The sequence below is a fragment of the Pseudomonas macauensis genome, assembly GCF_047902425.1.
GTDB lineage: Bacteria > Pseudomonadota > Gammaproteobacteria > Pseudomonadales > Pseudomonadaceae > Pseudomonas.
Window position 1 is genome coordinate 866,242 of sequence record NZ_CP138377.1, and the last position, 25,183, is coordinate 891,424.

A 25,183-nucleotide genomic window follows, 5' to 3' on the forward strand; every position below is an offset into this window, starting at 1 on the left:
AGGCCTGGCCTGGCCTGAACGAACGGAAATCACTTCTTGCCAGCAGCGAACAGCGCGTCGAGCTTCTGCTCGAAGGCGTGGTAGCCGATGCGGTCGTACAGCTCGGCACGGGTCTGCATCAGTTCGATCACGTTCTGCTGGTGGCCTTCCTGGCGGATCGCGGTGTACACGGCTTCGGCGGCCTTGTTGGCGGCGCGGAAGGCCGACAGCGGGTAGAGCTGGATGGCCACGCCGACCGAGGCCAGCTCGTCGCGGGTGAACAGTGGGGTGGCGCCGAACTCGGTGATGTTGGCCAGGATCGGCACGTTCAGCGCATCGACGAAGCGCTTGTAGGTCGGCAGGTCGTAGGCGGCCTCGGCGAAGATGGCATCGGCGCCGGCTTCGACATAACGCTGGCAGCGTTCGATGGCGGCGTCCACCCCTTCGGCCTGGATGGCGTCGGTACGGGCGATCAGGAAGAAGTTCGGGTCGGTCTTGGCATCGGCGGCGGCTTTCACGCGGTCAGCCATTTCCTCGACGGAGACGATTTCCTTGCCCGGACGGTGGCCGCAACGCTTGGCGCCGACCTGGTCTTCGATGTGGGCGGCGGCGGCACCGGCCTTGATCAGGCTCTTCACGGTGCGCTCGATGTTGAAGGCGCTGGGGCCGAAGCCGGTGTCGATGTCCACCAGCAGCGGCAGGTCGCAGACGTCGGTGATGCGACGCACGTCGGTGAGCACGTCATCCAGGGTGTTGATGCCCAGGTCCGGCAGGCCGAGGGAACCCGCCGCCACACCGCCACCGGAGAGGTAGATGGCCTTGAAGCCGGCGCGCTTGGCCAGCAGCGCGTGGTTGGCGTTGATCGCGCCGATCACCTGCAGCGGCTTTTCTTCGGCAAGGGCGTCACGGAAACGTTGGCCGGCGGTCTTGTAGCTCATTGTTCACCTCGTACGTTGGCTGTCTTGGCTTGGGCGTCCAGGTAGTGACGCTCCACATTGCGTTTCGAGGCGCCGATGTGACGGCGCATCAGCAACTCGGCCAGTTCGCCGTCACGATCGGCGATGGCATCGAGAATCCGGTGGTGCTCGGCGAAAGCCTGGCGCGGCCGGTTGGGCGTCGCCGAGAACTGCAGGCGGTACATGCGCACCAGCTGGTACAGCTCGCCGCAGAGCATGCGGGTGAGGGTGCGGTTGCCGCTGCCCTGGATGATCCGGTAGTGGAAGTCGTAGTCGCCTTCCTGCTGGTAGTAGCCGCGCCCGGCCTGGAAGGCCTCGTCACGCTCGTGGGTGTCGAGCACCCGGCGCAGTTCGTCGATCTCTTCCTGGCTCATGCGCTCGGCGGCCAGGCGGCAGGCCATGCCTTCGAGGGATTCGCGGATCTCGTAGAGTTCCAGCAGCTCCTCGTGGCTCAGCGACACCACCCGCGCGCCGACGTGCGGTACGCGCACCAGCAGCTTCTGGCCTTCCAGGCGGTGGATTGCCTCGCGCAGCGGGCCCCGGCTGATGCCGTAGGTGCGCGCCAGCTCCGGCTCGGAAATCTTGCTGCCGGGGGCGATCTCGCCTTTGACGATGGCGGACTGGATCTTGCGGAACACGTGTTCCGAGAGGGTCTCGCTGTCGTCCGAAACCAGGCTTGGCAGAGTCAGGCTATCGTTCATGGTGTCGACAATCTTCTTGATGTGCGGCGAAAGCTACCTCTCCAATGCGCCTTGGTCAATGAAGATTTGATGAAGTGTCGACAATCGTCTAACAGCCCCCTGGGTTTATACCCGTGTGGACAGGTCCGGCGGCGATGCTGTCCGCGAAAATGGCGGATATCCCCTCGTCAGCCGCTGTGCCGGCGCCGCTCAGGCCCGCTAGGATCGGGGGAAAAACGGAGATCGCGTGCATGCAACTCTACGACCGCTATGTGCTGCCCCGGCTGATCGATTTCGCCTGCGGCCTGGGCGATGTGATGAAGCAGCGCTCGCTGCTGGTGCCCCGCGCCCATGGCCGGGTACTGGAGATCGGCATGGGCACCGGGCTGAACCTGTCGTTTTACGATCCGGCGAAAGTGTCGACAATCGTCGGGGTCGACCCCGCGGCGCAGATGCAGAAGCTCGCCCGCGAGCGCGTCGGGCGCATTGGCATTCCGGTGGAGATGGTGGCGCTGGAGCTGGGCGAGATCCGTGCCGACGCCGCGAGCTTCGACAGCATCGTCTGCACCTTTACCTTGTGCAGCATTCCCGATGCCGTGGCGGCGCTGAAGGAAATGCGCCGGGTGCTCAAGCCGGGTGGCGAGTTCCTCTTCTGTGAGCACGGCCTGGCCCCGGACGCCAGCGTGCGCGCCTGGCAGCACCGGCTGACACCGGTGTGGAAGCCACTGGCCGGTGGCTGTCACCTCGACCGCGACATGCCGGCGTTGATCCAGGCCGGCGGCTTCACGCTGCGCGAGCTGGTCCAGGACTACCTGCCGGGCCCCCGGCCGATGACCTACGTCTACCGCGGCATGGCCGACTGAGCGAACTCAGGCGGCGCGGTGCAGCGGAGTGACGCTGAGGATGTGCGAACTGGCGAGGAACAGGTCCTGTACGGCGCCGCTGGGCGCCTCGCGGCTCTGGCAGTCGTCCAGGCGTACCATGGCGGGCGCATGGCCCTGGTACAGGGCGAGGAAGTCTTCCCGGCTGATGCGGCCACGAAGAATGCGTTGCGGGCGGTAGGGAGACCAGGTCTCCACTTCGACCCAGAGGCTTTCGGGATCGTCATGCATGGCGGATGGTCCGGTGGGAAAAGTAGCGTGCCTACCCTGAGACACCGGACCTGCGCCAAATTCCTCAGGGGGCCCCGATAAATTTGTAGAAAATTATTTTCTCCAGGCCGTGCGCCCTACAGCGACGCGGCATAAGCCGCTGCCCAGTCCCTGGCGAAGGCCTCGAACGGAGTCGCCGTGGTGTTGGCCGGCGAACGTTGCTCCCGTGCCCGTACCCGCCCGTTGTTGATCGCTTCGGCCAGCTCCGCGTAGCAGCCTGCCACGCTGGCGGAGAAGCCGGCCTGTTGCAGGACCCCGGCCAGTTCCTCTGGCGATACCTGGATATAAGGCAGCTGCGGTTTGCCGATGGCGGCGCCGAGCAGGCGGGTGGCCTCGGCGTAGCTGATGTCCCGCTGGCCGAGCACTTCGCGGGTCACCACGCCTTGCCAGTCGCCTTCGAGCAGGGCGTGGCTGGCGGCGTCGGCCACGTCGGCGGTGGCGACCATCGGCACGGGCACGTCCGGCGCCACCGCGTCGCTGTAGCAGTCGTAGGCGCGGACCACTTCCAGCGCGCCATAGAGGTTCTCGAACAGTGCGCCGGAACGCAGCATCAGTACGCTCACCTCTGGCGGCAGCGTGTGCAGGCGCTGCTCCTGGTCATGCATGCTGATGATCGGCCCGCTGCCGGACGGTACGTCCGCCCCGACGCTGCTGAGAAACACCACGCGGCGCACGCCGCTGCGGCGGATGGCCTGCAGGATGGCCTCGCCCTGGGCGGCCTGTTGCTGGCGGTAGTCTTCGGTGTCCGGGCCATAGGCCAGGAGGGTGTAGACCGCCTCGGCGCCCTGGAAGGCCTGGCCGAGGAAGTCGGCATCGTCCGGCTCGCCAACCGCAATCTGCGCGCCGGCGGCGGCCAGCGGGGCGAGGCGTTCGGCGCTGCGGCCGAGGGCGCGGACCGGCACGCCGGCGTTGAGCAGGGTCTGGCAGATTCTCGAACCGGTGCGACCGGTGGCGCCCATTACGGTGATCATGGCGATGTCCTCGTGGAGGGCCGGTCCCGCGGCGCCCGCCGTGGGTTCGTTGGCCTGGGTTCAGTCTCTCGCTGGACGGCTGGACGGTTAATGCCTGGAAGTCGCCGCTTCATGCTCATTCGTCCAGATGTGCTGGACTATCCACGGGACGAGGGCCAGCCTCGAATCCATGAGCCAGCCAGAACCCCTTCCTGACGCCACCGACCCCTGGGCTTCCGTCGATCCCCTGGGCGAGGCCCTGCACTTCCTGCGCATGAGCGGCACCTTCTACTGTCGCTCGGAATTCACCGCGCCCTGGGGGCTGGACCTGCCGGCCATGCCGCAGTGCCTGATGTTCCATGTGCTGACGGTGGGCGAGTGCTGGCTGGAGGCCGACGGCGCCGAGCCGCGCCGTCTGGTGCCCGGCGACCTGGTGCTGGTGCCCCATGGCGAGGGGCATCGATTGGTCAGCGCACCGGGTGAAGCGGCGGCGGGGCTGTTCGACCTGCCGCGCGCCTATGCCAGTGATCGCTACGAGGTGCTGCGCCAAGGCGGGGGCGGCGAGCCGACGGCGATGATCTGTGGCGCGGTGCGTTTCGACCATCCCGCCGCGCTGCAACTGGTGCGTTTGCTGCCGCCTGTGCTGGAGGCGCGGATCAGCGATCCCGGACAGCGTGACTGGCTGCTGAGCACTTTGCGGCTGATGGAGAACGAGGCACGGGCGATGCGTCCGGGCGGGGAAACGGTGATCACCCGCCTGGCCGACATCCTGGTGATCCAGGCCATCCGCGCCTGGATCGAGCAGGACCCGGCGGCGCAGACCGGTTGGCTCGGTGCCCTGCAGGACCGCCAGCTGGGCCGCGCACTCAGTCTGATCCACCGCGAGCCGGCGCGGGCCTGGAGCCTGGCGGCGTTGGCCGGGGCGGCGGCGATGTCGCGCTCGGCGTTCGCCGCGCGCTTCGCCGAGAAGGTCGGCATGCCGGCCATGCACTACGTCACCCGCTGGCGCATGCACGTGGCGCTGGGCTGGCTGCAGGAGCGGGAGATTGCCGTGGCGGAGCTGGCCGAGCGCCTCGGTTACCAGTCCGAGGCGGCGTTCAGCCGGGCGTTCAAGCGTTGTATCGGGGTATCGCCGGGGAGCGTGCGGCGCAGTGCATAAGAGCCTGCCGCTCGCGTCGGCGTTGATTCGTAGGAGCGGACCTCGTCCGCGAAATCCATCGCGGCGGAATTCGTTCTGGCGGGGACGCGCGTTGGCGTTGCGCGAGACTGCTCTACGGCATTCAGCCTTCCGTGAGAGAGCGGCGGCGGGACTTCGCGGACAAGGTCCGCTCCTACGACATACATCTGCACTCCGGACGGCCCTCACCCTAACCCTCTCCCAACGGGAGAGGGAACCGTTCGGTGCAGGATGAAACCTTCGTGTCAGTCGGCTCGGACTGCCCCCTCTCCCTGAGGGAGAGGGCTGGGGTGAGGGGGATGCATCGGCACGGACTCCCCGGAAGAAGACAGTTGCTCCTACAACGGCGCCGGCGTCAGAGCTGAATATCGTCGCGGATCAGCACGCAGGTGCAGCCGTCGTTGTCTTCGCTCCAGTCGTGCAGGAAGTACATCTGGATCTTGCCGGCGTCCATTACCGCCAGGAAGTCGCCGACTTCCGGAACGAAGAAGCCCGGCGTGCCCGGCTCGGCTTCGGATTCGAGGCGTGCGTTGAAGAACAGCGCCGGGTCGGCGTCGTCGTAGAAGTCTTCGCGTTCGGCGGCGTCCCACTCGGCGGGGGCTTCGAAGGGGCCGAGGAAGAGCACCTTGGCAGTGCCCATGTCCAGCTCTTCGGCGTCCGGATCGTTGTCGTCCGGGCGGTAGACGTCGGCATCCAGCGCGTCGGCGCTGGCGAGGATGGCGCGGCGTGCAGCCATGCGCTGCTGCGGGTCGACGCCGGCATCGGCGCAGAGCTGGTTCCAGAGGATTTCGGCTTGGGTGGACATGGGGGCTCCCGCTCGTGCGGCCGGTGGAAAGGGCGATAGTGTCGGGGACAGTTCCCGGCAGATCAATGGGGCGCGCCGCCGCGTGGCATTACCTTTGTAGGAGCGAGCTTGCTCGCGAACGCTTTCAGGTGGATACCACGGCTTCAGGCAGGTTCGCGAGCAAGCTCGCTCCTACCAAAAGAATTTGCGTTCACTCGCCCTTCAGGCCGTACTTCTTCACCTTGTCGAACAGCGTGGTCTTGGCCATGCCCAGGGCGTGCGCGGCCTGGCTGAGGTTGCCGGCGTGGCGCTCCAGGGCGGTGGACAGCAGGCTCTTCTCGAAGGCCTCCACGGCTTCGGCGAAGCGCGGCTCGCCGGCGTCCGGGCCGAGGTTGCCGCCGGCCAGCACCGGCAGGCCGAGGGCGAAGCGTTCGGCGACGTTGCGCAGTTCGCGTACGTTGCCGGGCCAGTCGTGGGCCATCAGGGTGGCGGCGGTGGCGTTGTCGATGACCGGCGCCGGGCGGTCGAAGCGCAGCGAGGACTGCTGCAGGAAGTGCTCGAAGAGCATCAGGATGTCTTCGCGGCGCTCGCGCAGCGGCGGCAGGTTGAGGGTAACCACGTTGAGGCGGTAGTAGAGGTCGCTGCGGAAGCTGCCGTCGCGGCCCATGGCAGCGAGGTCGGACTTGGTGGCGGCGATCACCCGGCAATCCACCCGGATCAGCTCGTTGGAGCCCAGGCGTTCCAGCTGCTGCTCCTGCAGCACGCGCAGCAGCTTGATCTGCAGGTTCAGCGGCATGCTCTCGATTTCGTCGAGGAACAGGCTGCCGCCGTCGGCGTGCTCGATCTTGCCGATGCGGCGCTTGCCGGCGCCGGTGAAGGCGTGGGCTTCGTGGCCGAAGATTTCGCTGTCGATCAGGCTTTCCGGCAGGCCGCCGCAGTTGAGCGCGACGAAGGGCTTGGCCTGGCGCCGGCTGTAGTCGTGCAGGCAGCGGGCGACCAGTTCCTTGCCGGTGCCGGTCTCGCCTTCGATGAGCACATTGGCCGAGGTGTCGGCGACGTTGGTGATCAGCTCGCGCAGCGCCTGCATGGCCGGCGAGCGGCCGATCAGCCGGCTTTCCAGGGCCTGGCGGCCGGCCAACTGGCGGCGCAGCTGGCTGACCTCGCGGGTCAGCGCGCGCTGGGCCAGCGCCCGGCGCGCGGTGTCGACCAGACGTTCGGGGGAGAAGGGTTTCTCCATGAAGTCATAGGCGCCGTCACGCATGGCCTTCACCGCCATGGCGATGTCGCCGTGGCCGGTGATCAGCACCACCGGCAGACTGGGGTCCAGCGCCTTGAGCCTCTCCAACAGTTGCAGCCCGCCCATGCCGGGCATGCGGATGTCGCTGACGACGATGCCGGGGAAGTCGGCGCCGATCTTCTTCAGCGCTTCCTCGGCGCTGCCCACGCCGTCGCTGTCGATGTCTTCCAGGGCCAGCGCCTGCTGGCAGCCGAGCAGTACGTGCGGGTCGTCCTCGACGATCAGTACGCGCAGGGATTCTTCGCTCATACGGGGGTCTCCAGGGCAGGCAGCAGCGGCAGGTAGAGCTCGAAGGCGGTGCCGCCGGCCTCCGGGTAGGCCACGCCCAGGCTGCCGCCGGCGGCGGTGGCGAGGCTGGCCGAAAGGGTCAGGCCCAGGCCCAGGCCGAGTTCGCCGGGCTTGGTGGTGAAGAAGGGTTCGAACAGATGCGCGCGGGCGTCCTGGGGGATGCCGGGGCCGTTGTCGCGCACGATCAGGCGATAGCGGTCGTCACCCTCGATGCGGCCTTCCAGCCAGAGCTGGCGGTCGTCCTGCGGGCTCATGGCGTCCAGGGCGTTGGCGATCAGGTTGACCAGTATCTGCTCCAGGCGGGTCTGGTCGATGGCCAGGCGGGCGTCGGGGAAGTCGCGGTGCAGGCTTACCGGCACCTCCTTGAGGCGCACCTGCAGGACCATCATCGCGGCGTCCACCGCCTTGCCCAGGCTGGCCTGGCCGTGGTCGTCGGCGCGCCGGGCGAAGGCGCGCAGGCTGGCCGTGATGCGACCCATGCGGTCGACCATTTCGTTGATGGCGACCAGGTTGCTGCTGGCGATATCCAGCTTGCCGCGCGCCAGGAAGCGCACGGTGTTGCCCGAGAGGGTGCGCAACGCCGCCAGCGGCTGGTTGAGTTCGTGGGCGATGCTGGTGGACATCTGCCCGATCACCGCCAGCTTGCCGGCCTGCACCAGGCGGTCCTGGGCCTTGCGCAGGGTGTCCTCGGCCTGGCGGCGTTCGCGGATCTGCTCGCGCAGGTGCTGGTTGCTGGCGCGCAGGTCGCTGGTGCGTTCGGCGATGCGTCGCTCCAGGGCGTTGTTGGCCTGCTCCAGTGCCTCGCGGGCGGCGAGGCGGGTGGCGATGACCTTGCGCCGCTCGTTCGAGGCGATCAGCAGGAAGGCCAGCAGGGCAAAGCCCAGCGCGGCGAGCATGCCGTGGATCATGGCTTCGCGGCGCACGTCGTGCAGTGGGCTGAGCAGGGTGAAGTTCCACGAGGTGTCGTTGAGGCGGCGGGTCTGCATCAGGTAGCTGACGGGGTTGTGGCCGTCGGCTTCCGGCGACTGTGGCGGGAAGCTGATTTCCTCCACGCCGTCGCCAAGCGAACGGCGTGTAAGCGGCTGCCATTCGTTGAGCGCCCACCAGTAGTACTGCAGGCTGCGCGCCATGCGTTCCTTGTCGTCGGCGCTGAGCGGGCGCACGGCTTTCAGGCGCAGGGCGGGATCGCTGGAGAGGATGATGATGCCGTTCTCGTCGCTGACGAAGGCTTGCAGGCGGGCTTTCTGCCAGCGCTCTTCGAGCGCATCCATCTTCACCTTGACCACCGCCACGCCGATGATCTGGTCGCCGCTGACCAGACCATGGGCCAGGTAGTAGCCGGGCTCGCCGGTGGTGCTGTCCATGCCGTAGAAGCGCCCCGGGCGGCCGGCCATGGCGTCCTGGAAGTAGGCGCGGAAGGACTGGTCCTCGCCCTGGTAGCTGTCCACGTTCTGCCAGTTGCTGGTGGCCAGCACCCGCCCGGAGGTATCCAGCAGGTAGATGGCGCGGCTGCCGGCGCGGCGGTTCAGGCCTTCGAGGTAGGCGTTGACCAGGTTGCGGTTGTAGGGGGTGGGGTCGAGCAGCAGGCGCGTGACGTTCTTTTCCAGCTCCAGCACGCTGGGCAGGTAGGAGTAGCGGCTCATCTCGCTTTCCACGCCGCGGGCGTGCAGCTCCAGCTGGCGTTCGCCGCTGCCGATCAGGGCGCGGGTGCCGGCGCCATCACTGATCAGGTAGCCGCCGTAGCCGAAGCCCAGGGTGAGCAGGAGCAGCAGGATAGGCAAGAGGAGGTTGCGCAGCAGGCGTGGTTTCACGGTGAGCGGCGGTGGCAATGGGCTGGGAGGGCATTGCATCACAGTCGTCCGGGCCGAACCAGCCCAGTGCCGGGGTGCGGCAATGGACTGGTTCGGATACCACATGGTGCGCGTTCCGGGGATCAGGGTTTGACCACCAGCCCGACGCCGCGGCCACGCGGATCGGAGGCGGTTTCCAGCGACTTGCCGTCGACGCGGATGGCCTGGATGTCACCCATGTTCCAGCCCTGGTCTTCCAGGGTGTAGCCCATGGCCTTCAGCTCGTCGGCGACCTTGCCGGTGAGCGGTGCGTAGGCGTCGAAGTAGAGGGTGTCCTTGGGCAGCAGCTGGTGATGCACGCGCTGCGCGGCCACGGCCTTCTCCAGGGGCAGGTGGTAGTCGTAGACGTTGTTCAGCACCTGGAAGATCGAGGTGAAGATCCGCGAGCCGCCGGGAGTACCCAGCACCAGGCTGACCTTGCCGTCGCGGGTGACGATGCTCGGGCTCATGGAGGAGAGCATGCGCTTGCCCGGCTCGATGGCGTTGGCGTCGCTGCCCACTACGCCGAAGGCGTTGGCCACGCCCGGCTTGGCGCTGAAGTCATCCATCTCGTCGTTGAGCAGGAAGCCGGCGCCCTTGACCACCACGCCGCTGCCGAAGTCCCAGTTCAGGGTGTAGGTGTTGCTGACGGCGTTGCCGTCCTTGTCGACGATGGAGAAGTGCGTGGTCTGGTGCGGCTCCAGGCCCGGACGGACTTTCTCGGTGGGCGAGATGGCGTTCGGGTTGACCTCGGTGGCGCGCTTGGCGATGTACGCCGGGTCGGTCAGCTGGGCCACCGGCACCTTGGAGAAGTCCGGGTCGCCCAGGTAGTCGGCGCGGTCGGCGAACACGCGCTTCTCGATCTCGGCCAGCAGATGGATGTACTTGGCGGAGTTCAGTTCCACACCCTTGAAGTCAGCGGCGCGCTGCTCCTTGATACCGATCAGCTGGGCCAGGGCGATACCGCCGGAGCTGGGCAGCGGCGCGGTGTACAGGCTGTTGCCCTGCCAGTCGATGCGCATCGGTTCGCGCCACTTGGCCTCGTAGCCGGAGAGGTCTTCCTGGGTGATCAGGCCGCCGTCGTGCTTCATCTGCGCGACCAGCAGCTTGGCGGTCTCGCCCTTGTAGAAGTCGTCCGGGCCCTTGTCGGCGATGCGCTCCAGTGTCTTGGCCAGCTCAGGCTGCTTGAAGGTCTGCCCCGGCTTCATGGTGCCAAAGTAGTCGCCGAAGTTGGTCTTGCCGTTGAACAGCGCGATGGCGTCCTGGCGGTACTGGTACTGCTGGTCGGCGACCTTGAAGCCAGTCCTGGCGTAGCCGATGGCCGGGGTCAGCAGTTCGCTCCACTTCAGCTTGCCGAAGCGCTTGTGGGCTTCCCACAGGCCCATCACGGTGCCGGGCACGCCGGCAGCCTTGGTGCCGACCAGGCTGAGGTTCTCGATCACCTCGCCCTTGTCGTTCAGGTACATGGTCTTGGTCGCGGCCTTGGGCGCGATCTCGCGGTAGTCGAGGAAGTACGGCTTGCCGTCGACGTACAGGGTCATGAAGCCGCCGCCGCCGATGTTGCCGGCTTCGGGGTAGGTGACTGCGAGGGTGAAGGCGGTGGCGACCGCGGCGTCGACGGCGTTGCCGCCCTTCTTCAGGATCTCGGCGGCAACCTTGGCGCCGTACTGGTCAGGCGCGGCCACCGCGCCGCCGTCGAGGGTGGCGGCGAAGACCGAGGAGCTGGCGGCGAGGATCGCGACGCCCAGGGGAAGTTTCGTGAAGTGAAGCAGGCGCATGGATTTTCCTTATTTATTGTTGTGCTTGCGGTGAGGTTGAACGCCCCGGCGAACCGGGGCGTTCGGGTAGAACGAGAAGCTGGATCAGTGCGGCAGGATCTTGGCGAGGAACTGCTGGGTGCGCTCGGCGCGGTTCTGCAGGTCGCCGAAGAACTCTTCCTTCGGACAGTCTTCGACGATCTGCCCACGATCCATGAAGATCACCCGGTCGGCGACCTTGCGCGCAAAGCCCATCTCGTGGGTCACGCACATCATGGTCATGCCTTCCTGGGCGAGCTGGACCATCACGTCGAGCACCTCGTTGACCATCTCCGGGTCCAGCGCCGAGGTCGGTTCGTCGAACAGCATGACGATCGGGTCCATGGCCAGCGCGCGAGCGATCGCCACGCGCTGCTGCTGGCCGCCGGAGAGCTGGCCGGGGTGCTTGTGGGCATGGGCCTTGAGGCCGACGCGGTCGAGCAGCTTCATGCCCTTGTCCATCGCCTCTTCCTTGCTCCGGCCCAGGACCTTGCGCTGGGCGATGGTCAGGTTCTCGGTGATGGACAGGTGCGGGAACAGCTCGAAGTGCTGGAACACCATGCCGACGCGCGAGCGCAGTTTCGGCAGGTCGGTCTTGGGGTTGGCGATGGAGGTGCCGTCGACGGTGATGTCGCCCTTCTGGAAGGGTTCCAGCGCGTTGACGCACTTGATCAGGGTCGACTTGCCCGAGCCGGACGGACCGCAGACCACCACCACTTCGCCCTTGGCGACCTGGGTGTTGCAGTCGGTGAGAACCTGGAAGTCGCCGTACCACTTGCTGACGTTATCGATGGAGATCATACGGTTAACCTTTTCTGCAGGCGCTTCACGCCGAAGGACGCGGCGAAGCTGATGACGAAGTAGACGAGACCGGCAAAGATCAGGAACTCATGGGGCTGGCCGATGATGTCGCCACGGGAGCGAGCGGCGTTGAGGAAGTCCATCAGGCCCACCGAGTACACCAGCGAGGTGTCCTGGAACAGGATGATGCTTTGCTGCAGCAGCAGCGGGGTCATCTTGCGGAACGCCTGGGGCAGGATGATCAGGCGCATGGCCTGGCCATAGGTCATGCCCAGGGCGTAGGACGCGCCGATCTGGCCCTTCGGGATGGCCTGGATGCCGGCGCGGACGATCTCGCAGTAGTAGGCCGCCTCGAACATCATGAAGGCCACCAGGCACGAGGTGAACGCACCCACCGGGGTGTCCTGGCCGGTGATCCAGCGCAGGATGAAGGGCACCGCGAAGTAGAACCAGGTGATCACCAGCAGCAGCGGGATCGAGCGGAAATAGTTCACGTAGAAGCCGGCGATGTTCGACAGCAGCTTGCTGTTGGACAGGCGCATCAGCGCCAGGATGGTGCCCAGCACCACGCCGCCGAGCACGCCCAGCGCCATCAGCTGCAGGGTGGTGAGCATGCCTTCCCACAGGCCGGGGAGGGCGGGGACGATCTGACTGAAGTCCATCATTTACCTCCCACGGAAATCAGGCCCGGTACCGCGACCTTCTTCTCGACCATGCGCATGGACAGCATCAGGCTCATGTTCAGGGTGAAGTAGATCAGCGTGGCCAGGGTGAAGGCCTCGAACAGGTTGGCGCTGAACTCGGCGGTCTGCTTGGTTTGTGCCAGCAGCTCCATGAGGCCGATCAGCGACGCCACCGAGGAGTTCTTGAAGACGTTGAGGAATTCGGAGGTCAGCGGCGGAATGATGATGCGGAAGGCCTGCGGCAGCAGCACGTGGCGGTAGATCGCCGGCAGGCGGAAGCCCATGGCGCTGGCGGCGGCGAGCTGGCCCTTGGGCAGCGCCTGGATGCCGGTGCGCACCTGTTCGCAGACCCGCGCGGCGGTGAACAGGCCCAGGCACACGACGACGCTGACGAAGGCCGAGGTTTCCGGCGCCAGGCCCAGCTTGAACCAGTCCTGGATCGGCTGCGGCAGGTAGTCCGGCACCAGGAAGTACCAGATGAACAGCTGCACCAGCAGCGGCACGTTGCGGAACAGCTCCACGTAGGCGGTGGCGATGCCGGACAGCCAGCGGTTGGGCAGGGTGCGCATCACCCCCAGCAGCGAGCCGAGCGCCAGGGCGATGACCCAGGCCGCGAGCGAGACGGCGATGGTCCAGCCAAGGCCGGTGATGTACCAGTCCAGGTAGCGCTCATCGCCGATCCCGGTGGACTTGAAGAACACGCCCCAGTCCCAGTTGTAGTCCATGTCGGGTTTCCCCTCAGAGTTGCTCACGCTCCGCTGCGCGGGGCGTGAGCAGGTATTTGTTTCACGGTACGAAGCCGGACGCGGGCATGCAGCGGCCCGCCACCCGCGGGTAGCGGGTGTTCCGGCATCGTCATCAGGAGGAGTGGGCCGGGAGCGCAGGGCCTGCGCTCCCGATCCCCCGCGTGGCTGTGCCTTATGGGCGCAGCCGCGCGCGACCGTTACATCTGCTCGGCAGACTTGTCGGTCGGAGTGGCGATCAGCTTCTTGAGCTCATCGCTCATCGGGAAATTGAGGTTCAGGTTCTTCGGCGGGATCGGCTTCATGAACCACTGGTCGTAGATCGTGTTGACTTCACCCGAGGCGAAGGTGTCGGCGATGGCCTTGTCGACCACCTTCTTGAACGGTGCGTCGCCCTTGCGGACCATGCACGCGTAGATTTCGTAGGACTGCGGCTTGCCGACCACGTGCCAGTCGGCCGGGTTCTTGGCCTTGGCCATTTCGCCGTAGAGCAGCGCGTCGTCCATCATGAAGGCCACGGCGCGGCCGGATTCGAGCATCAGGAAGGACTCGCCGTGGTCCTTGGCCGAGATGATGTTCATGCCCATCTTCTTCTCGGCGTTCATCTGCTTGAGCAGGCGCTCGGAGGTGGTGCCGGCGGTGGTCACCACGTTCTTGCCGTTCAGGTCGGCGAAATCGTTGATGCCCGAGGTGGTCTTGGTCAGCAGGCGAGTGCCGACTTCGAAGATGCCGACGGAGAAGTCGACCTGCTTCTGGCGCTCCAGGTTGTTGGTGGTGGAGCCGCACTCGATGTCCACGGTGCCGTTCTGCACCAGCGGGATACGGGTCTGGGAGGTGACCAGGTTGTAGCGCACCTTCAGGTCCGGCAGGTTCAGCTCTTTCTTCAGGGCTTCGACGACCTTCAGCTGCAGGTCATGGGAGTAGCCCACTGGCTGGCGCGGATCGGTGGCGAGGTAGGAGAAGGGGATGGACGCGTCACGGTGGCCGAGGACGACGGTGCCGGAGTCCTTGATCTTCTTCAGGGTACCGGTGAGCTCTTCAGCGACGACGGGAGTGGCGAGCAGGGCTGCGACAATGGCGGCGCCCAACGCACGGGGTGCGAAACGCATGGAATCTACCTCGACTGGTTGTGTTTGTTATTCAGTCCTGCGACTGGCGAGGGGTAGCCATGCCGCATGCTCGGGATTGACAGGAGCAGGCTCTGTGCCAACTTCTGCACATGTTTTTAAGTGACTGAATATAAAGGATATTTTGATTTATAGCCGAGACTGGTGCGTGGCGCGCTGTTCGGTAATCCGGATATTCGACGAATTCACGTTCGGAAATCCGAACGATTGCTGCCGGAGCTTCGCCTGGGAACTTTGCCTGGAGGCCGCGCCAGTGTCGGAACCGCCGGAGCGAGGCGGCGGTTCCAGGGGGAGTGGCTTCAGTCCTGGTCGCTGGCCTGTGCGGCGGCGAGTCCCTCGCGGCGCAGCAGCTCGCGCTTGCGCGGCAGCCCCCAGCGGTAGCCGCCTTCACCGGTACCGCCGACCACCCGGTGGCAGGGCACCAGCAGGCCGACATTGTTGCTGGCGCAGGCGCGGGCGATGGCGCGGGGATGGCTGCCCAACTGTTCGGCCAGCTCGCCGTAGCGCCGCGTTTCGCCGCTGGGGATGCGCGTGAGGGCGCGCCAGACGCGCAGCTGGAAGGCGCTGCCGTGCAGGTCCAGCGGCAGGTGGGCGGCCTGTTCGGGCTCCGCCAGCTGCGCCAGGACCTGCTGCAGCCAGTCGCCCAGACCCGCATCGTCGCGCACGCGCTCGGCGGCGCCGAAACGCTCGGCCAGTTGTTGTTCCAGCTCGCTGGCCTCGTCGGCGAACAGCAAGGCGCAGACGCCCTTGTCGGTAGCCGCCAGCAGCATCTGTCCGAGCGGGCAGGGTGCGATGACGTAGCGCAGGCGTTCTCCTGCACCTTTTTGCCGGCGCTGCGCCGGGGTCAGCGGGGTGGCGCTTTCGTAGAGGGCGCGGGTCCCGGAGTAGCCGGCTTCCAACGCCGCATCCAGTACCGAGTGCGCTTGCGGCAGGGCGGCGGCCAGGCGCTGTTCGCGGCGTGACTCGGCCCAGGCGCGCGGGGTCAGGCCGGTGCGTGCCTTGAAGGCGCGGGCCAGGTGCGAGGCGGAGAGACCGATGCGGCCGGCCAGTTCGTCCAGGGTCAGCGGCTTCTCCGCGCGGTCGAGCAGGTCGCAGGCCGCGGCGACCAGTGCATCCAGCTGCTCGCGGGGGCTCGGGCCGTTCGGCGAGCAGCGCTTGCACGGGCGGAAACCGGCGGCCTCGGCGGCGGCCGGGCTTTCATGGAAGGCCACATTGCCACGCGAAGGCCGGCGGGCCGGGCAATTGGGGCGGCAGTAGACGCCGGTGGAGCGCACGCTGAAGACGAAGCGCCCCTCGAAGTGCGCGTCCCGCTCGCAGACGGCCTGCCAGCAACGCTCAGGGTTCAGTTCGAGGCTCATCATGGTGGGTCTCCATGGAATTCGGCGATGGGGAAATTGTCTGTCCGCCGTTGCGGGCGGGCAATCCGCATCGCGTTTTCAAACTGCGGGCTACGCTTGCCGATGTCCGCCTTCAGAGAGCGTTGCCTTGCTGCGATTCTGCTTCTGCTGCCTGCTGCTCGTCACGCTGTATGCCCCGGTGCATGCGGCGAGCCTTGCGTTGAACGAACAGGAACGGGCCTTCGTCAGTGCCCACGAGCCGATCCGCGTCGGCCTGTTCCGCGCCGGTTGGCCGCCATTCGAGGTGATCGACGAGTTCGACCAGTTCCACGGTATCAGCGCCGACTACCTGCAACTGATATCCGAGCGCCTGGGCATGAAGGTCCGGCCGGTGATCTACAACACCTGGGAGGACGTGCTGGCCGCCGTGCATGCCGGCGAGGTGGACCTGGTGCCGTCGGTGGCGATGACCGAGGAGCGCAAGCGCTTCCTCAGTTTCAGCCAGCCGTACCTGTTGACCAGCAGCCTGATCTTCGCCCGCCGCGACAGCACCATCCGCGTGCTCGACGACCTGTCCGGGCGGCGGGTGGCGGTGGAGCAGGGTTATGCCGTGCAGGAACTGCTGACGAAGGCCGTGCCGGGCGTCGTCTTCGTGGTCAGCGACGATTCCTCCAGCGCCTTGAAGGCGGTTTCCACCGGCAAGGCCGATGCTTATGTAGGCAACCTGATCACCTCCACTTACCTGATCGAGAAACTGAGCCTGAGCAACCTGGAAGTCCGGGGCGACAGCGGCCTGGGCAACAGTCAGGTGCGCTTCGCTGTGCGCAAGGAACTGGAGCCGCTGGTACCGTTGCTCGACCGCGCCCTGGGCAACATCAGTCGCAGCGAGGAGGAGGCGATCCAGGCGCGCTGGCTGCCGTCTCTGAACGTGTTCGACTGGATGCACCTGTTGCAGATCGCCTGGCCCTGGGTGGTGGGCGTGCTCGCCCTGCTGGCCTTCGTCCTGGTGTGGAACCGGCGGCTGTCGATCCAGGTCGCCGAGCGCGCCCGTGCCGAAGCCGAGGAGCGCCGCCAGCGCAGCACGCTGCTGGCGCTGATCAACGCGATCCCCGACCCGATCTGGTTCAAGGACACCCAGGGCCGCTACCTGGGGGTCAACCAGGCGTTCGCCGACTGCCTGGGGCGTCGCCCGGACGAGATCGTCGGGCGCAGCGACCGCCAGCTGTTCAGCCGCACTGCCGCCGCCGGCCGGCACGACCGCGACCACCAGGCGCTGACCGGCAGCGGGCCCTATGCCAGCGAGGGTTGGGTGATCTACCCGGATGGCCGGCAGGTGCTGTTCGATACCCTGCGCAGTGCCTTCCAGGATGACCACGGGCGCCTGCTGGGGCTGGTCGGCGTGAGCCGCGACGTCACCGCGCGCAAGTCCACCGAAGTCGCCCTGGCCCAGGCCCGCGACCTCGCTGAGGAGGCCGCGCAGCTCAAGAGCGACTTCCTGGCCAACATGAGCCACGAAATCCGCACGCCGCTGAACATCATCATCGGCCTTGCCCACCTGCTGCAGGAAACCACCCTGGACGAGCAGCAGCTGGACTACCTGGGCAAGATCCAGGGCTCGGGTCAGTACCTGCTGGAGCTGATCAGCGACATCCTCGACCTGTCGCGGGTGGAAGCCGGCAAGCTGGAGTTCGAGCACATCGATTTCGACCTCGAACGCATGCTCGGCGAGTTGTTCGACCTGCTCAGCATCCGCGCGGCGAGCAAGGGGCTCGCGGTGCGCTGCGAGATCGACCCCCGGGTGCCGGCCAAGGTGGTGGGCGACTCGCTGCGCCTGCGGCAGATCCTGATGAACTACGCCAACAACGCGCTGAAGTTCACCGAGCACGGCGAGGTGGTGCTGGTCGTCGAACTGGAGGAGGAAGACGAGGACAGCCTGCAGCTGTACTTCGGCCTGCGCGACACCGGCATCGGCATCTCCCCGGCGCAGCAGGGCCGGCTGTTCGAGTCGTTCCGCCAGGCCGACAGCTCGATCACCCGGCGCTACGGCGGCTCCGGTCTGGGGCTGGCGATCTGCAAGCGGTTGGCCGAGGCGATGGGCGGCAGCGTCGGCGTGGAAAGCGAGGCGGGGCAGGGCAGCCTGTTCTGGTGCCGCCTGCCGATGGGACGGGTGGACGATGCGGCGGAAGTGAACCTGGACAGCATCAGCCATGCCGCGCCCCCGCTCCCCGAGCCAGCGGCAAAGACGGTGGCGCCCGCGCCGACCTCCAGCGGCGACGGGGTCGAGGTTGAGCGCGTCTGCCGGCGCCTGGCGCAGTTGCTGGCGGCCGACGACCCGCGTGCCGGGCGTTTGCTGGGCGAGCGTGCAAGCCTGCTGCGCAGCGTCTTCAATGAGGGATACGAGGGCATCGCGACGAACGTCAGGCGCTTCGAGTTCGAACGCGCCCTGGAGCATCTGGTGAATCTCGCGAGGGAGTGCGATATCAGGATCTGAACGCCGGCGCGGATGAATGGTCCGATCCGGCGCCGCGTGGCAGTCTGAACAATTAGAGGGGAATGCGATGGATAGCATGCTGGACCGGCCCGAACAGGAGCTGATCCTGGTGGTGGATGACCAGCCGGACAACCTGATGCTCATGAGCGAGCTGCTCATGGATCGCTATCAGGTGCGCGTCGCCTCCAGCGGCGCCAAGGCGCTGCGCCTGGTGCAGAGCGATCCGCGCCCGGACCTGGTGCTGCTCGACATCATGATGCCGGAGATGGACGGCTACGAGGTCTGCCGCCAACTCAAGGGCGACCCGGCTACCCGTGACATCCCGGTGATCTTCCTCACCGGCATGGTCAACGCCGCCGATGAGCAGAAGGGCCTGGACCTGGGAGCAGTGGACTACATCACCAAGCCGATCAGCCCGCCGGTGACTCTGGCGCGCATCCGCGCGCACCTCAACCTCAAGGCCAACGCCGACTTCCTGCGCGACAAGAGCGAGTACCTGGAGCTGGAAGTGCGCCGCCGCGCCCGCGAACTGCAAGCCATCCAGGACGCCACGCTGGAGGCCATGGCGACCCTCTGCGACCTGCGCGACAACGCCCACAGCCAGCACCTGGTACGCATCGAGCATTACATGCGCCTGCTGGGCAGCACCCTGGCGCTGCGCAACGAGTTCTCCAACGAGCTCTCGGTGGAAAACATCGAACTGCTGGCGCGCTCGGCGCAGTTGCACGATATCGGCAAGGTCGCGGTGCCCGACCGCATCCTGCACCACCCCGGCCAGCTCGACGAGGCTGACCAGGCGATCATGCAAAGCCACACCACGGTTGGGCACGACGCCCTGGCGGCGGCCGAGCGCAAGCTGGGCTATCCGGCCGACTTCCTGCGCTATGCCAAGGAGATCGCCCACAGTCACCATGAGCGCTGGGACGGCACGGGGTATCCGGAAGGCCTCTCCGGCGAACGTATTCCGATGGCCGCGCGAATGCTGACGCTGATCGACTGCTACGACGAGATGACCAGTCGCCACGCCTACCGCACCTCGCTGGGCCCGGACGAAGCGGCGGCGAAGATCAAGGCCGGTGCCGGCAGCCAGTTCGACCCGCGCATGGTGGAGGCCTTCAGCGAGGCCGCCGAAGGCTTCGCCAGCATCGCCCTGCGCTACGCCGACAGCGACGAGGCCCTGGGGCTGGAATTGCTGCGCCTGGAGGACGCTGTGATCGAAAACATCGAACTGACGCCGCCCGCCCCCTGATGGCGCTGGGCGACTGCCGGGGATTGCCGTATAAGGTGCGCAGCGCCCGTAGAGAGGTATGCCAGGAAGCCCGATGAAGACCCCGAAACGCATTGAGCCGCTGATCGAAGACGGACTGATCGACGAAGTGTTGCGACCGCTGATGAGTGGCAAGGAAGCAGCGGTCTATGTGGTGCGCTGCGGCGATGAGCTGCGCTGCGCCAAGGTCTACAAGGAAGCCAACAAGCGCAGCTTCCGCCAGGCCGCCGAGTACCAGGAAGGGCGCAAGGTGCGCAACAGCCGCCAGGCGCGCGCCATGGCCAAGGGCAGCAAGTACGGCCGCAAGGAACAGGAGGAGGCCTGGCAGAACGCCGAGGTCGCCGCGCTGTTCCGCCTGGCCAATGCCGGCGTGCGGGTGCCCAAGCCCTACGACTTCCTCGACGGCGTGCTGTTGATGGAAATGATCGCCGACGAGGACGGCGATGCCGCACCACGCTTGAACGACGTGGTGATGGAGCCGGAGTTGGCGCGCGAATTCCACGCCTTCCTGATCCGCCAGATCGTGATGATGCTCTGCGCCGGCCTGGTGCACGGCGACCTGTCAGAGTTCAACGTGTTGGTAGGGCCGGATGGCCCGGTGATCATCGACCTGCCCCAGGCGGTGGACGCCGCCGGCAACAACCACGCTTTCCGCATGCTGGAGCGTGACGTGGGCAACATGGCCGCCTACTTCGGCCGCTTTGCCCCGGAATTGAAGTACACCCACTACGCCAAGGAAATGTGGGCGCTTTACGAGGAAGGGAAACTGCTGCCGGATACCCCGCTGACCGGCCATTTCGACGATCCCGAGGACGAAGCGGACGTCGACTCCGTACTGCGCGAAATCGCCGACGCCCTGCGCGAACAGGCCCGCCGCGAGGCCGGTCGCGCCGCCCAGGATACGCCGCAGACCCGCGACGAACCGCCGCCTCCGCCGTGGGAGCAGGCTTGATCGGGTTGAACGACCCTTCTGACATCCTGACGCTGATCGCCGCCCAGCCCGAGCGCATGCGCCTGCTGCGCGGCGTGCGCGATCACGGCCCGGCCGACGCCTGGATCGGCGCCGGCTTCGTGCGCAATGCCGTGTGGGATGCGTTGCACGGCTATATCGACCCGACGCCGCTGGCCGATGTGGATGTGCTGTATTTCGCCGAAGACTGCCTGGACGCCGAAGCGGACGACACCTGGGAGCGCCGCTTGCGGGAGGCTTGCCCGGGCGCGCTCTGGTCGGTGCGCAACCAGGCGCGCATGTATTTGCGCAATGGCGATAGAGCTTACCGGGATTGCGCCGACGCACTGCGGCACTGGGCGGAAGTCTGCACGGCGGTGGCGGTGCGTTTGCGTGGCGACGCGCTGGAATTGCTGGCACCGTTGGGCGTCGACGATCTGCTGAACCTGCGTGTTCGGCCAACCGAACGCTTCCGCACGAAGCCCGAAATATACCGCGAGCGCCTCGCCGCCAAGAACTGGCTGACCCACTGGCCCAACCTGCAGATCGAGCTCCTGTAATTGTCCTTATCCGGGAAGTCTGTGCCTGGGCTTTCCCCCACACCCTACGAGAGCAAAAGCCCTGACGCTCTGTTTGCCCCCGGCTTCAGGGCCTTCCGAGTCCAGCCCGGTCGCGGCGACGTAACGAGGCAAACTGTACGGCACCAACTGTATCCATACAGCGGCCGGCCAGACTGGTAGCGTTACCCCATCCCACCCCGAGCTACCCGCCATGCCCCTGCGCCATATCCTGCTCGCCCTGCTGGTCACCCTGATCTGGGGCGTCAACTTCGTCGTGATCAAGGTCGGCCTGCACGACTTCCCGCCGCTGCTGTTCTGCGCCCTGCGCTTCGCCCTGGCCGCATTGCCGCTGATCTTCCTGCGCGGCCCGCTGCCCGCGCCGTTCTGGCGCATCGTGCAGATCGGCCTGCTGCTGGGTGTGGTGAAGTTCGGCCTGCTGTTCGTCGGCATGCACCTGGGCATGCCCGCCGGGCTGTCCTCTCTGGTGCTGCAGAGCCAGGTCTTCTTCACCGTGCTGATTGCCGCCGCACTGCTGGGTGAACGCCCCACCCCGCGCGCCTTGCTGGGCCTGGCGCTGGCCGCCGGCGGCCTGCTGCTGATCGGTCTGGAGCGCCCGCTGGGCGACAGCCTGCTGGCCTTCCTGCTGGTGATTGCCGCGGCCCTGGCCTGGGCTTTCTCCAACATCGCCACCAAACGCTCCGGCGCCAGCGACATGTTGCGCCTGATCAGTTGGGTCAGCCTGATCCCGCCGCTGCCCTTGCTGGTGCTGTCGTGGATATTCGAAGGTCCCGACGCGATCGAGGATGCCGTGCTGAATATCAGCTGGACCGGCGCCGGCGCGCTGCTTTACATCGCCTTCCTCGCCACCACCGTCGGCTTCGGCCTGTGGAGCTTCCTGCTGCGCCGTTACCCGGCCAGCCAGGTCACGCCGTTCGCGCTGGCGGTGCCGGTTTCCGGCCTGCTGTCGGGGTGGCTGTTCCTTGGCGAAGCGCTGACCACCCAGGACTGGATGGCCTGTGTACTGGTCTTCGTCGGCCTCGCCGTGACCGTGCTGCCGGCGTCGCTGTGGCGCCGCCGTACGACAGTGAGCGCCCAAGGCTGACCCGTACCTACAAAAGCGTCAGATTGCTGTGCCGCGGTGATCCATCACCAGTTGTCTTGGGGCATCAGTGAGAGACTGGCCGCTGCGGTTCGCGGCCGAGTTTCTCGCAGCTAGCCAGGTAGTCGTCCACGGCCTCTTCGAACGCCCCACGCAACTCGCTCACCGACTCGCCGTGAAAACCCATCACGTCGCGGATACCGGCGATGTGGCCGATGAACAGCCCGTCGTCATCGCTGTATTCGATGCGGGTGGCGTAGCCTTGATATCTCATGAAGGAATTGTCCCGCTCTGTTGGGCAGTCGTTCTGCCCTCGGGCTTTGGTATCTATCATTAACCGCGATGACCACAAATCGGACGGGGCGCTCAGCCCCGTCCGAAAGCTCCTCAATGACAGCAATTCCCCGACTCGAGGTCCTTCAGGATCGGGCAGTCCGGGCGGTGATCGCCCTGGCAGTGGTCGCTCAGTTCCTGCAGGGTGTCGCGCAGGCTGCTGAGTTCGGCGATCTTGCGGTTGAGTTCGTCGATGTGCCGGGCGGCCAGGGCCTTCACGTCGGCGCTGGCGCGCTGGCGGTCCTGCCAGAGGGCGAGGAGGTGGCCGACTTCCTCCAGGGCGAAACCGAAGTCCCGTGAGCGGCGGATGAAGGCCAGGGTGTGCAGGTCCTGCTCGCTGTAGTGGCGGTAACCGCTGGCGCTGCGGCCGGCGGGGGCGAGCAGGCCGATGGATTCGTAGTAGCGGATCATCTTTGCGGTCAGGCCGCTCTTCTTCGCCGCTTCGCCGATGTTCATGCCGATTCCTCTTTATCGAACGCCCCGCTTGCGCGGGGCGTGGGTGTCACTGGTGATCCTGCGGTTTCCAACGCTTGAGCAGCAGGGCGTTGCTCACCACGCTGACGCTGGAGGCGGCCATCGCCGCGCCGGCGACCATGGGGTTGAGCAGGCCGAAGGCGGCCAGCGGGATGCCCACCAGGTTATAGATGAAGGCCCAGAACAGGTTCTGGCGGATTTTCGCGTAGGTGCGCCGGGAGATGTCCAGCGCCGCCGGCACCAGCCTCGGGTCGCCGCGCATCAGGGTGATGCCGGCAGCGTGCATGGCCACGTCGGTGCCACCGCCCATGGCGATGCCCACGTCCGCCGCAGCCAGCGCCGGGGCGTCGTTGATGCCGTCGCCGACCATGGCCACCACCTTGCCGTTCTTGCGCAGGGCACCGACTACCTCGGCCTTGTCGCCGGGCAATACTTCGGCGTGCACGTCGTCCAGGCCCAGCGCATCGGCCACGACCTTGGCGCTGCCGCGGTTGTCGCCGGTGATCAGGTGACTGGCGATGCCGCGCTGGCGCAGGGCGTCGATGGCGGGCCTGGCGCCGTCCTTGAGGCTGTCGCCGAAGGCGAACAGGGCCACCACGCGGGCCTGCGGCTCGCGCTCGATCAGCCAGGACAGGGTGCGTCCCTGGGTTTCCCATTTCTGCGCGGATTCCGCCAGGTCGCCGGGCGGCAGTTGCAGTTCGTCCAGCAGGCGGCGGTTACCCAGTGCGAACAGGCGACCGTCGACCTGGCCCTGGATGCCGCGCCCGGCCAGCGCCTGGATGGCATCGGCGGCGGTCGGGGCCAGCCCGCGCTCGGCGCAGGCATCGAGCACGGCCTTGGCCAGCGGGTGCTCGCTGCCGCGCTGCAGGGCGCCGGCCAGGGCGAGGGCCTGGGCTTCGTCAGAGGCGGCGAGGTTGGTGATGCGCGGTTGGCCGGAGGTGAGGGTGCCGGTCTTGTCGAAGGCCACGGCGTCGACCGCATGGGCGACTTCCAGGGCCTCGGCGTCCTTGATCAGGATGCCGTGTTTCGCCGCCACGCCGGTGCCGGCCATGATCGCAGTGGGGGTGGCCAGGCCCAGGGCGCACGGGCAGGCGATCACCAGCACCGCCACGGCGTTGATCAGCGCATGTTCCCAGCCGGCGCCGGCGAGCAGCCAGCCGACCAGGGTAACCAGCGCGATGCCGATCACCACCGGGACGAACACGTTGCTGACCTTGTCCACCAACTTCTGGATCGGCGCTTTTGCGGCCTGGGCGTCTTCCACCAGGCGGATGATCCGCGCCAGCACGGTCTCGCCGCCCAGGGCAGTAGTCTTCACCCGCAGCACGCCTTCGCCGTTGATAGCGCCGCCGGTGACGGCGTCGCCGACGCCCTTGGCCACCGGTACGCTCTCGCCGGTGATCAGTGCCTCGTCGGCATGGCTCTGGCCGTCGAGCACCTCGCCGTCCACCGGGAAGCGCTCGCCGGGGCGCACCAGCACTTCGTCACCCAGGCGCAGCTCGGCAATGGCGACATCTTCCTCGATGCCATCGCGGACGCGGGTGGCGCGTTCCGGGCGCAGGGCTTCGAGGGCTCGGATGGCGGCGGCGGTCTGGCGCTTGGCGCGGCTTTCCAGGTACTTGCCGAGCAGGATCAGGGTGATGACCACGGCACTGGCTTCGAAGTACAGGTGCGGCATCTGCCCTGGCGCTGCCGCGTACCAGAGGTACAGGCTCAGGCCGTAGCCGGCGCTGGTGCCGAGGGCGACCAGCAGGTCCATGTTGCCGCTGCCGGCGCGCACGGCTTTCCAGGCGGAGACGTAGAAGCGCGCGCCGATGAGGAATTGCACGGGCGTGGCGAGCAGGAACTGCACCCAGGCCGGGAGCATCCAGTGCAGGCCGAACCAGTCGCCGATCATCGGCAGCACCAGTGGCAGCGACAGGACGATGGAGGCGGCCAGCCACCAGCGTTCGCGGGCCAGGCGGGCTACCTGCGGGTCGACGCTGCGCTGGTCGGACTCAATGGGGCGGGCCTTGTAGCCGGCCTTGTCGACAGCGGCGATCAGCTCGGCGATATCTACCGCGCCGAGCAGGTCCAGGTGGGCGCGCTCGCTGGCGAGGTTCACGCTGACCTCGCGTACGCCGGGGACCTTGCGTAGGGCGCGCTCGACGCGGCCAACGCAGCTGGCGCAGGTCATGCCGTCGATGGCCAGCTCCAGGCTGTGCGCCGGCACTGCGTAGCCGGCCTGTTCGACAGCTGCCACCAGGGCGGGCAGGGTGTCGCCGTTGGAGGGGCCGGCCAACTGGATGCGTGCCTGCTCGCTGGCGAGGTTGACGCTGGCTTCCTGTACGCCGGGTACCTTGCGCAGGGCGCGTTCCACGCGGCCGGCGCAGCTGGCGCAGGTCATCCCGGAGACCGGGAGGTCGAGTTCGATGGAGGTTGCGCTGTTCATG

The 25,183-nt window shown here is 67.0% G+C and carries 22 protein-coding genes and 1 pseudogene; 7 read left to right on the forward strand and 16 right to left on the reverse strand.

Annotated features, from left to right (window positions below):
• Window positions 1–29 precede the first annotated feature (29 nt).
• A complete protein-coding gene (gene prpB / locus SD196_RS04110) occupies window positions 30–917 on the reverse strand; it encodes a methylisocitrate lyase (protein WP_275610177.1) in 888 nt (295 codons plus the stop codon).
• Window positions 914–1,636 (reverse strand): GntR family transcriptional regulator, encoded by a 723-nt coding sequence (locus SD196_RS04115; RefSeq protein ID WP_275610178.1) that lies wholly within the window; start codon window positions 1,634–1,636, stop codon window positions 914–916. The genes prpB and SD196_RS04115 overlap by 4 nt, the downstream gene beginning before the upstream one ends.
• A gap of 230 nt (window positions 1,637–1,866) precedes the next feature.
• Between SD196_RS04115 and SD196_RS04120 the strand changes: the two genes are divergently transcribed.
• Window positions 1,867–2,478: a class I SAM-dependent methyltransferase gene (locus SD196_RS04120; protein ID WP_416311088.1), complete on the forward strand. Its 612-nt coding sequence runs from the start codon at window positions 1,867–1,869 to the stop codon at window positions 2,476–2,478.
• 6 nt (window positions 2,479–2,484) lie between these two features.
• On the opposite strand, the gene SD196_RS04125 is transcribed toward SD196_RS04120, so the two are convergent.
• Complete coding sequence (locus SD196_RS04125; RefSeq protein WP_275610179.1) at window positions 2,485–2,727, reverse strand: hypothetical protein; 243 nt, start codon at window positions 2,725–2,727, stop codon at window positions 2,485–2,487.
• Window positions 2,728–2,843: 116 nt separating this feature from the next.
• The gene (locus SD196_RS04130) at window positions 2,844–3,737 is read right to left on the reverse strand and encodes an NAD(P)H-binding protein (RefSeq protein ID WP_343575164.1); all 894 of its coding nucleotides are present in this window, start codon (window positions 3,735–3,737) and stop codon (window positions 2,844–2,846) included.
• A 169-nt stretch (window positions 3,738–3,906) separates the two neighbouring features.
• Between SD196_RS04130 and SD196_RS04135 the strand changes: the two genes are divergently transcribed.
• Window positions 3,907–4,875, forward strand: a complete 969-nt coding sequence (locus SD196_RS04135) for an AraC family transcriptional regulator (protein ID WP_343575161.1) — start codon at window positions 3,907–3,909, stop codon at window positions 4,873–4,875.
• Window positions 4,876–5,248: 373 nt separating this feature from the next.
• On the opposite strand, the gene SD196_RS04140 is transcribed toward SD196_RS04135, so the two are convergent.
• The 9 genes from SD196_RS04140 to ada form a co-directional block, all read right to left on the reverse strand.
• Window positions 5,249–5,698 carry a hypothetical protein gene (locus tag SD196_RS04140; protein ID WP_275610182.1) on the reverse strand — a complete coding sequence of 150 codons (450 nt, stop codon included), beginning with the start codon at window positions 5,696–5,698 and terminating at the stop codon, window positions 5,249–5,251.
• Between the two features lie 190 nt (window positions 5,699–5,888).
• Entirely contained in the window at window positions 5,889–7,172 is a 1,284-nt protein-coding gene (locus SD196_RS04145; protein ID WP_416311714.1) for a sigma-54-dependent transcriptional regulator, read from the reverse strand.
• A 47-nt stretch (window positions 7,173–7,219) separates the two neighbouring features.
• The gene (locus SD196_RS04150; protein ID WP_343575156.1) at window positions 7,220–9,112 is read right to left on the reverse strand and encodes a sensor histidine kinase; all 1,893 of its coding nucleotides are present in this window, start codon (window positions 9,110–9,112) and stop codon (window positions 7,220–7,222) included.
• Window positions 9,113–9,195: 83 nt separating this feature from the next.
• Window positions 9,196–10,869 carry a gamma-glutamyltransferase gene (gene ggt / locus SD196_RS04155; protein WP_275610184.1) on the reverse strand — a complete coding sequence of 558 codons (1,674 nt, stop codon included), beginning with the start codon at window positions 10,867–10,869 and terminating at the stop codon, window positions 9,196–9,198.
• An 84-nt stretch (window positions 10,870–10,953) separates the two neighbouring features.
• On the reverse strand, window positions 10,954–11,688 hold the full coding sequence (locus tag SD196_RS04160; protein ID WP_275610185.1) for an amino acid ABC transporter ATP-binding protein: 735 nt from the start codon (window positions 11,686–11,688) through the stop codon (window positions 10,954–10,956).
• Window positions 11,685–12,353 (reverse strand): amino acid ABC transporter permease, encoded by a 669-nt coding sequence (locus tag SD196_RS04165; protein WP_275610186.1) that lies wholly within the window; start codon window positions 12,351–12,353, stop codon window positions 11,685–11,687. The genes SD196_RS04160 and SD196_RS04165 overlap by 4 nt, the downstream gene beginning before the upstream one ends.
• Window positions 12,350–13,096 (reverse strand): amino acid ABC transporter permease, encoded by a 747-nt coding sequence (locus SD196_RS04170; protein ID WP_275610187.1) that lies wholly within the window; start codon window positions 13,094–13,096, stop codon window positions 12,350–12,352. Before SD196_RS04170 ends, SD196_RS04165 begins: the two co-directional genes overlap by 4 nt.
• A 218-nt stretch (window positions 13,097–13,314) precedes the next feature.
• On the reverse strand, window positions 13,315–14,223 hold the full coding sequence (locus tag SD196_RS04175; RefSeq protein WP_343575149.1) for a glutamate/aspartate ABC transporter substrate-binding protein: 909 nt from the start codon (window positions 14,221–14,223) through the stop codon (window positions 13,315–13,317).
• A 317-nt stretch (window positions 14,224–14,540) separates the two neighbouring features.
• Window positions 14,541–15,602 carry a bifunctional DNA-binding transcriptional regulator/O6-methylguanine-DNA methyltransferase Ada gene (gene ada, locus SD196_RS04180; protein WP_343575146.1) on the reverse strand — a complete coding sequence of 354 codons (1,062 nt, stop codon included), beginning with the start codon at window positions 15,600–15,602 and terminating at the stop codon, window positions 14,541–14,543.
• A 124-nt stretch (window positions 15,603–15,726) separates the two neighbouring features.
• On the opposite strand from ada, the gene SD196_RS04185 reads away from it, so the two are divergent.
• The 5 genes from SD196_RS04185 (at window position 15,727) to SD196_RS04205 (ending at window position 21,947) form a co-directional block, all read left to right on the forward strand.
• Window positions 15,727–18,069, forward strand: a complete 2,343-nt coding sequence (locus SD196_RS04185) for an ATP-binding protein (RefSeq protein ID WP_331318308.1) — start codon at window positions 15,727–15,729, stop codon at window positions 18,067–18,069.
• Between the two features lie 67 nt (window positions 18,070–18,136).
• A complete protein-coding gene (locus tag SD196_RS04190) occupies window positions 18,137–19,318 on the forward strand; it encodes a two-component system response regulator (protein ID WP_331318305.1) in 1,182 nt (393 codons plus the stop codon).
• Window positions 19,319–19,391: 73 nt separating this feature from the next.
• Window positions 19,392–20,288, forward strand: coding sequence for a PA4780 family RIO1-like protein kinase (locus tag SD196_RS04195; RefSeq protein ID WP_275610192.1), 897 nt, complete (start codon window positions 19,392–19,394; stop codon window positions 20,286–20,288).
• A 5-nt stretch (window positions 20,289–20,293) separates the two neighbouring features.
• Window positions 20,294–20,845: a nucleotidyltransferase family protein gene (locus SD196_RS04200; RefSeq protein WP_416311089.1), complete on the forward strand. Its 552-nt coding sequence runs from the start codon at window positions 20,294–20,296 to the stop codon at window positions 20,843–20,845.
• Window positions 20,846–21,056: 211 nt separating this feature from the next.
• A complete protein-coding gene (locus SD196_RS04205) occupies window positions 21,057–21,947 on the forward strand; it encodes an EamA family transporter (protein WP_343575138.1) in 891 nt (296 codons plus the stop codon).
• 70 nt (window positions 21,948–22,017) lie between these two features.
• Here SD196_RS04205 and SD196_RS04210 read toward each other — a convergent pair.
• The 3 genes and pseudogenes from SD196_RS04210 to SD196_RS04220 all read right to left on the reverse strand — a co-directional run.
• Window positions 22,018–22,218: pseudogene (locus tag SD196_RS04210) on the reverse strand (type II toxin-antitoxin system HicB family antitoxin); the annotation flags it as partial.
• Window positions 22,219–22,331: 113 nt separating this feature from the next.
• Window positions 22,332–22,733 (reverse strand): Cu(I)-responsive transcriptional regulator, encoded by a 402-nt coding sequence (cueR, locus tag SD196_RS04215; RefSeq protein ID WP_331318301.1) that lies wholly within the window; start codon window positions 22,731–22,733, stop codon window positions 22,332–22,334.
• Between the two features lie 46 nt (window positions 22,734–22,779).
• Window positions 22,780–25,182 (reverse strand): heavy metal translocating P-type ATPase, encoded by a 2,403-nt coding sequence (locus tag SD196_RS04220; RefSeq protein WP_343575133.1) that lies wholly within the window; start codon window positions 25,180–25,182, stop codon window positions 22,780–22,782.
• Between the last annotated feature and the right edge of the window lies 1 nt (window position 25,183).

Excerpts from the sequence above, each read along its gene's own strand:
- prpB (WP_275610177.1), bottom strand. The coding sequence starts at position 917 with ATGAGCTACAAGACCGCCGGCCAACGTTTCCGTGACGCCCTTGCCGAA.
- SD196_RS04115 (WP_275610178.1), bottom strand. The coding sequence starts at position 1,636 with ATGAACGATAGCCTGACTCTGCCAAGCCTGGTTTCGGACGACAGCGAG.
- SD196_RS04120 (WP_416311088.1), top strand. The coding sequence starts at position 1,867 with ATGCAACTCTACGACCGCTATGTGCTGCCCCGGCTGATCGATTTCGCC.
- SD196_RS04125 (WP_275610179.1), bottom strand. The coding sequence starts at position 2,727 with ATGCATGACGATCCCGAAAGCCTCTGGGTCGAAGTGGAGACCTGGTCT.
- SD196_RS04130 (WP_343575164.1), bottom strand. The coding sequence starts at position 3,737 with ATGATCACCGTAATGGGCGCCACCGGTCGCACCGGTTCGAGAATCTGC.
- SD196_RS04135 (WP_343575161.1), top strand. The coding sequence starts at position 3,907 with ATGAGCCAGCCAGAACCCCTTCCTGACGCCACCGACCCCTGGGCTTCC.
- SD196_RS04140 (WP_275610182.1), bottom strand. The coding sequence starts at position 5,698 with ATGTCCACCCAAGCCGAAATCCTCTGGAACCAGCTCTGCGCCGATGCC.
- SD196_RS04150 (WP_343575156.1), bottom strand. The coding sequence starts at position 9,112 with ATGCAATGCCCTCCCAGCCCATTGCCACCGCCGCTCACCGTGAAACCA.
- ggt (WP_275610184.1), bottom strand. The coding sequence starts at position 10,869 with ATGCGCCTGCTTCACTTCACGAAACTTCCCCTGGGCGTCGCGATCCTC.
- SD196_RS04160 (WP_275610185.1), bottom strand. The coding sequence starts at position 11,688 with ATGATCTCCATCGATAACGTCAGCAAGTGGTACGGCGACTTCCAGGTT.
- SD196_RS04165 (WP_275610186.1), bottom strand. The coding sequence starts at position 12,353 with ATGATGGACTTCAGTCAGATCGTCCCCGCCCTCCCCGGCCTGTGGGAA.
- SD196_RS04170 (WP_275610187.1), bottom strand. The coding sequence starts at position 13,096 with ATGGACTACAACTGGGACTGGGGCGTGTTCTTCAAGTCCACCGGGATC.
- SD196_RS04175 (WP_343575149.1), bottom strand. The coding sequence starts at position 14,223 with ATGCGTTTCGCACCCCGTGCGTTGGGCGCCGCCATTGTCGCAGCCCTG.
- ada (WP_343575146.1), bottom strand. The coding sequence starts at position 15,602 with ATGATGAGCCTCGAACTGAACCCTGAGCGTTGCTGGCAGGCCGTCTGC.
- SD196_RS04190 (WP_331318305.1), top strand. The coding sequence starts at position 18,137 with ATGGATAGCATGCTGGACCGGCCCGAACAGGAGCTGATCCTGGTGGTG.
- SD196_RS04195 (WP_275610192.1), top strand. The coding sequence starts at position 19,392 with ATGAAGACCCCGAAACGCATTGAGCCGCTGATCGAAGACGGACTGATC.
- SD196_RS04205 (WP_343575138.1), top strand. The coding sequence starts at position 21,057 with ATGCCCCTGCGCCATATCCTGCTCGCCCTGCTGGTCACCCTGATCTGG.
- cueR (WP_331318301.1), bottom strand. The coding sequence starts at position 22,733 with ATGAACATCGGCGAAGCGGCGAAGAAGAGCGGCCTGACCGCAAAGATG.
- SD196_RS04220 (WP_343575133.1), bottom strand. The coding sequence starts at position 25,182 with ATGAACAGCGCAACCTCCATCGAACTCGACCTCCCGGTCTCCGGGATG.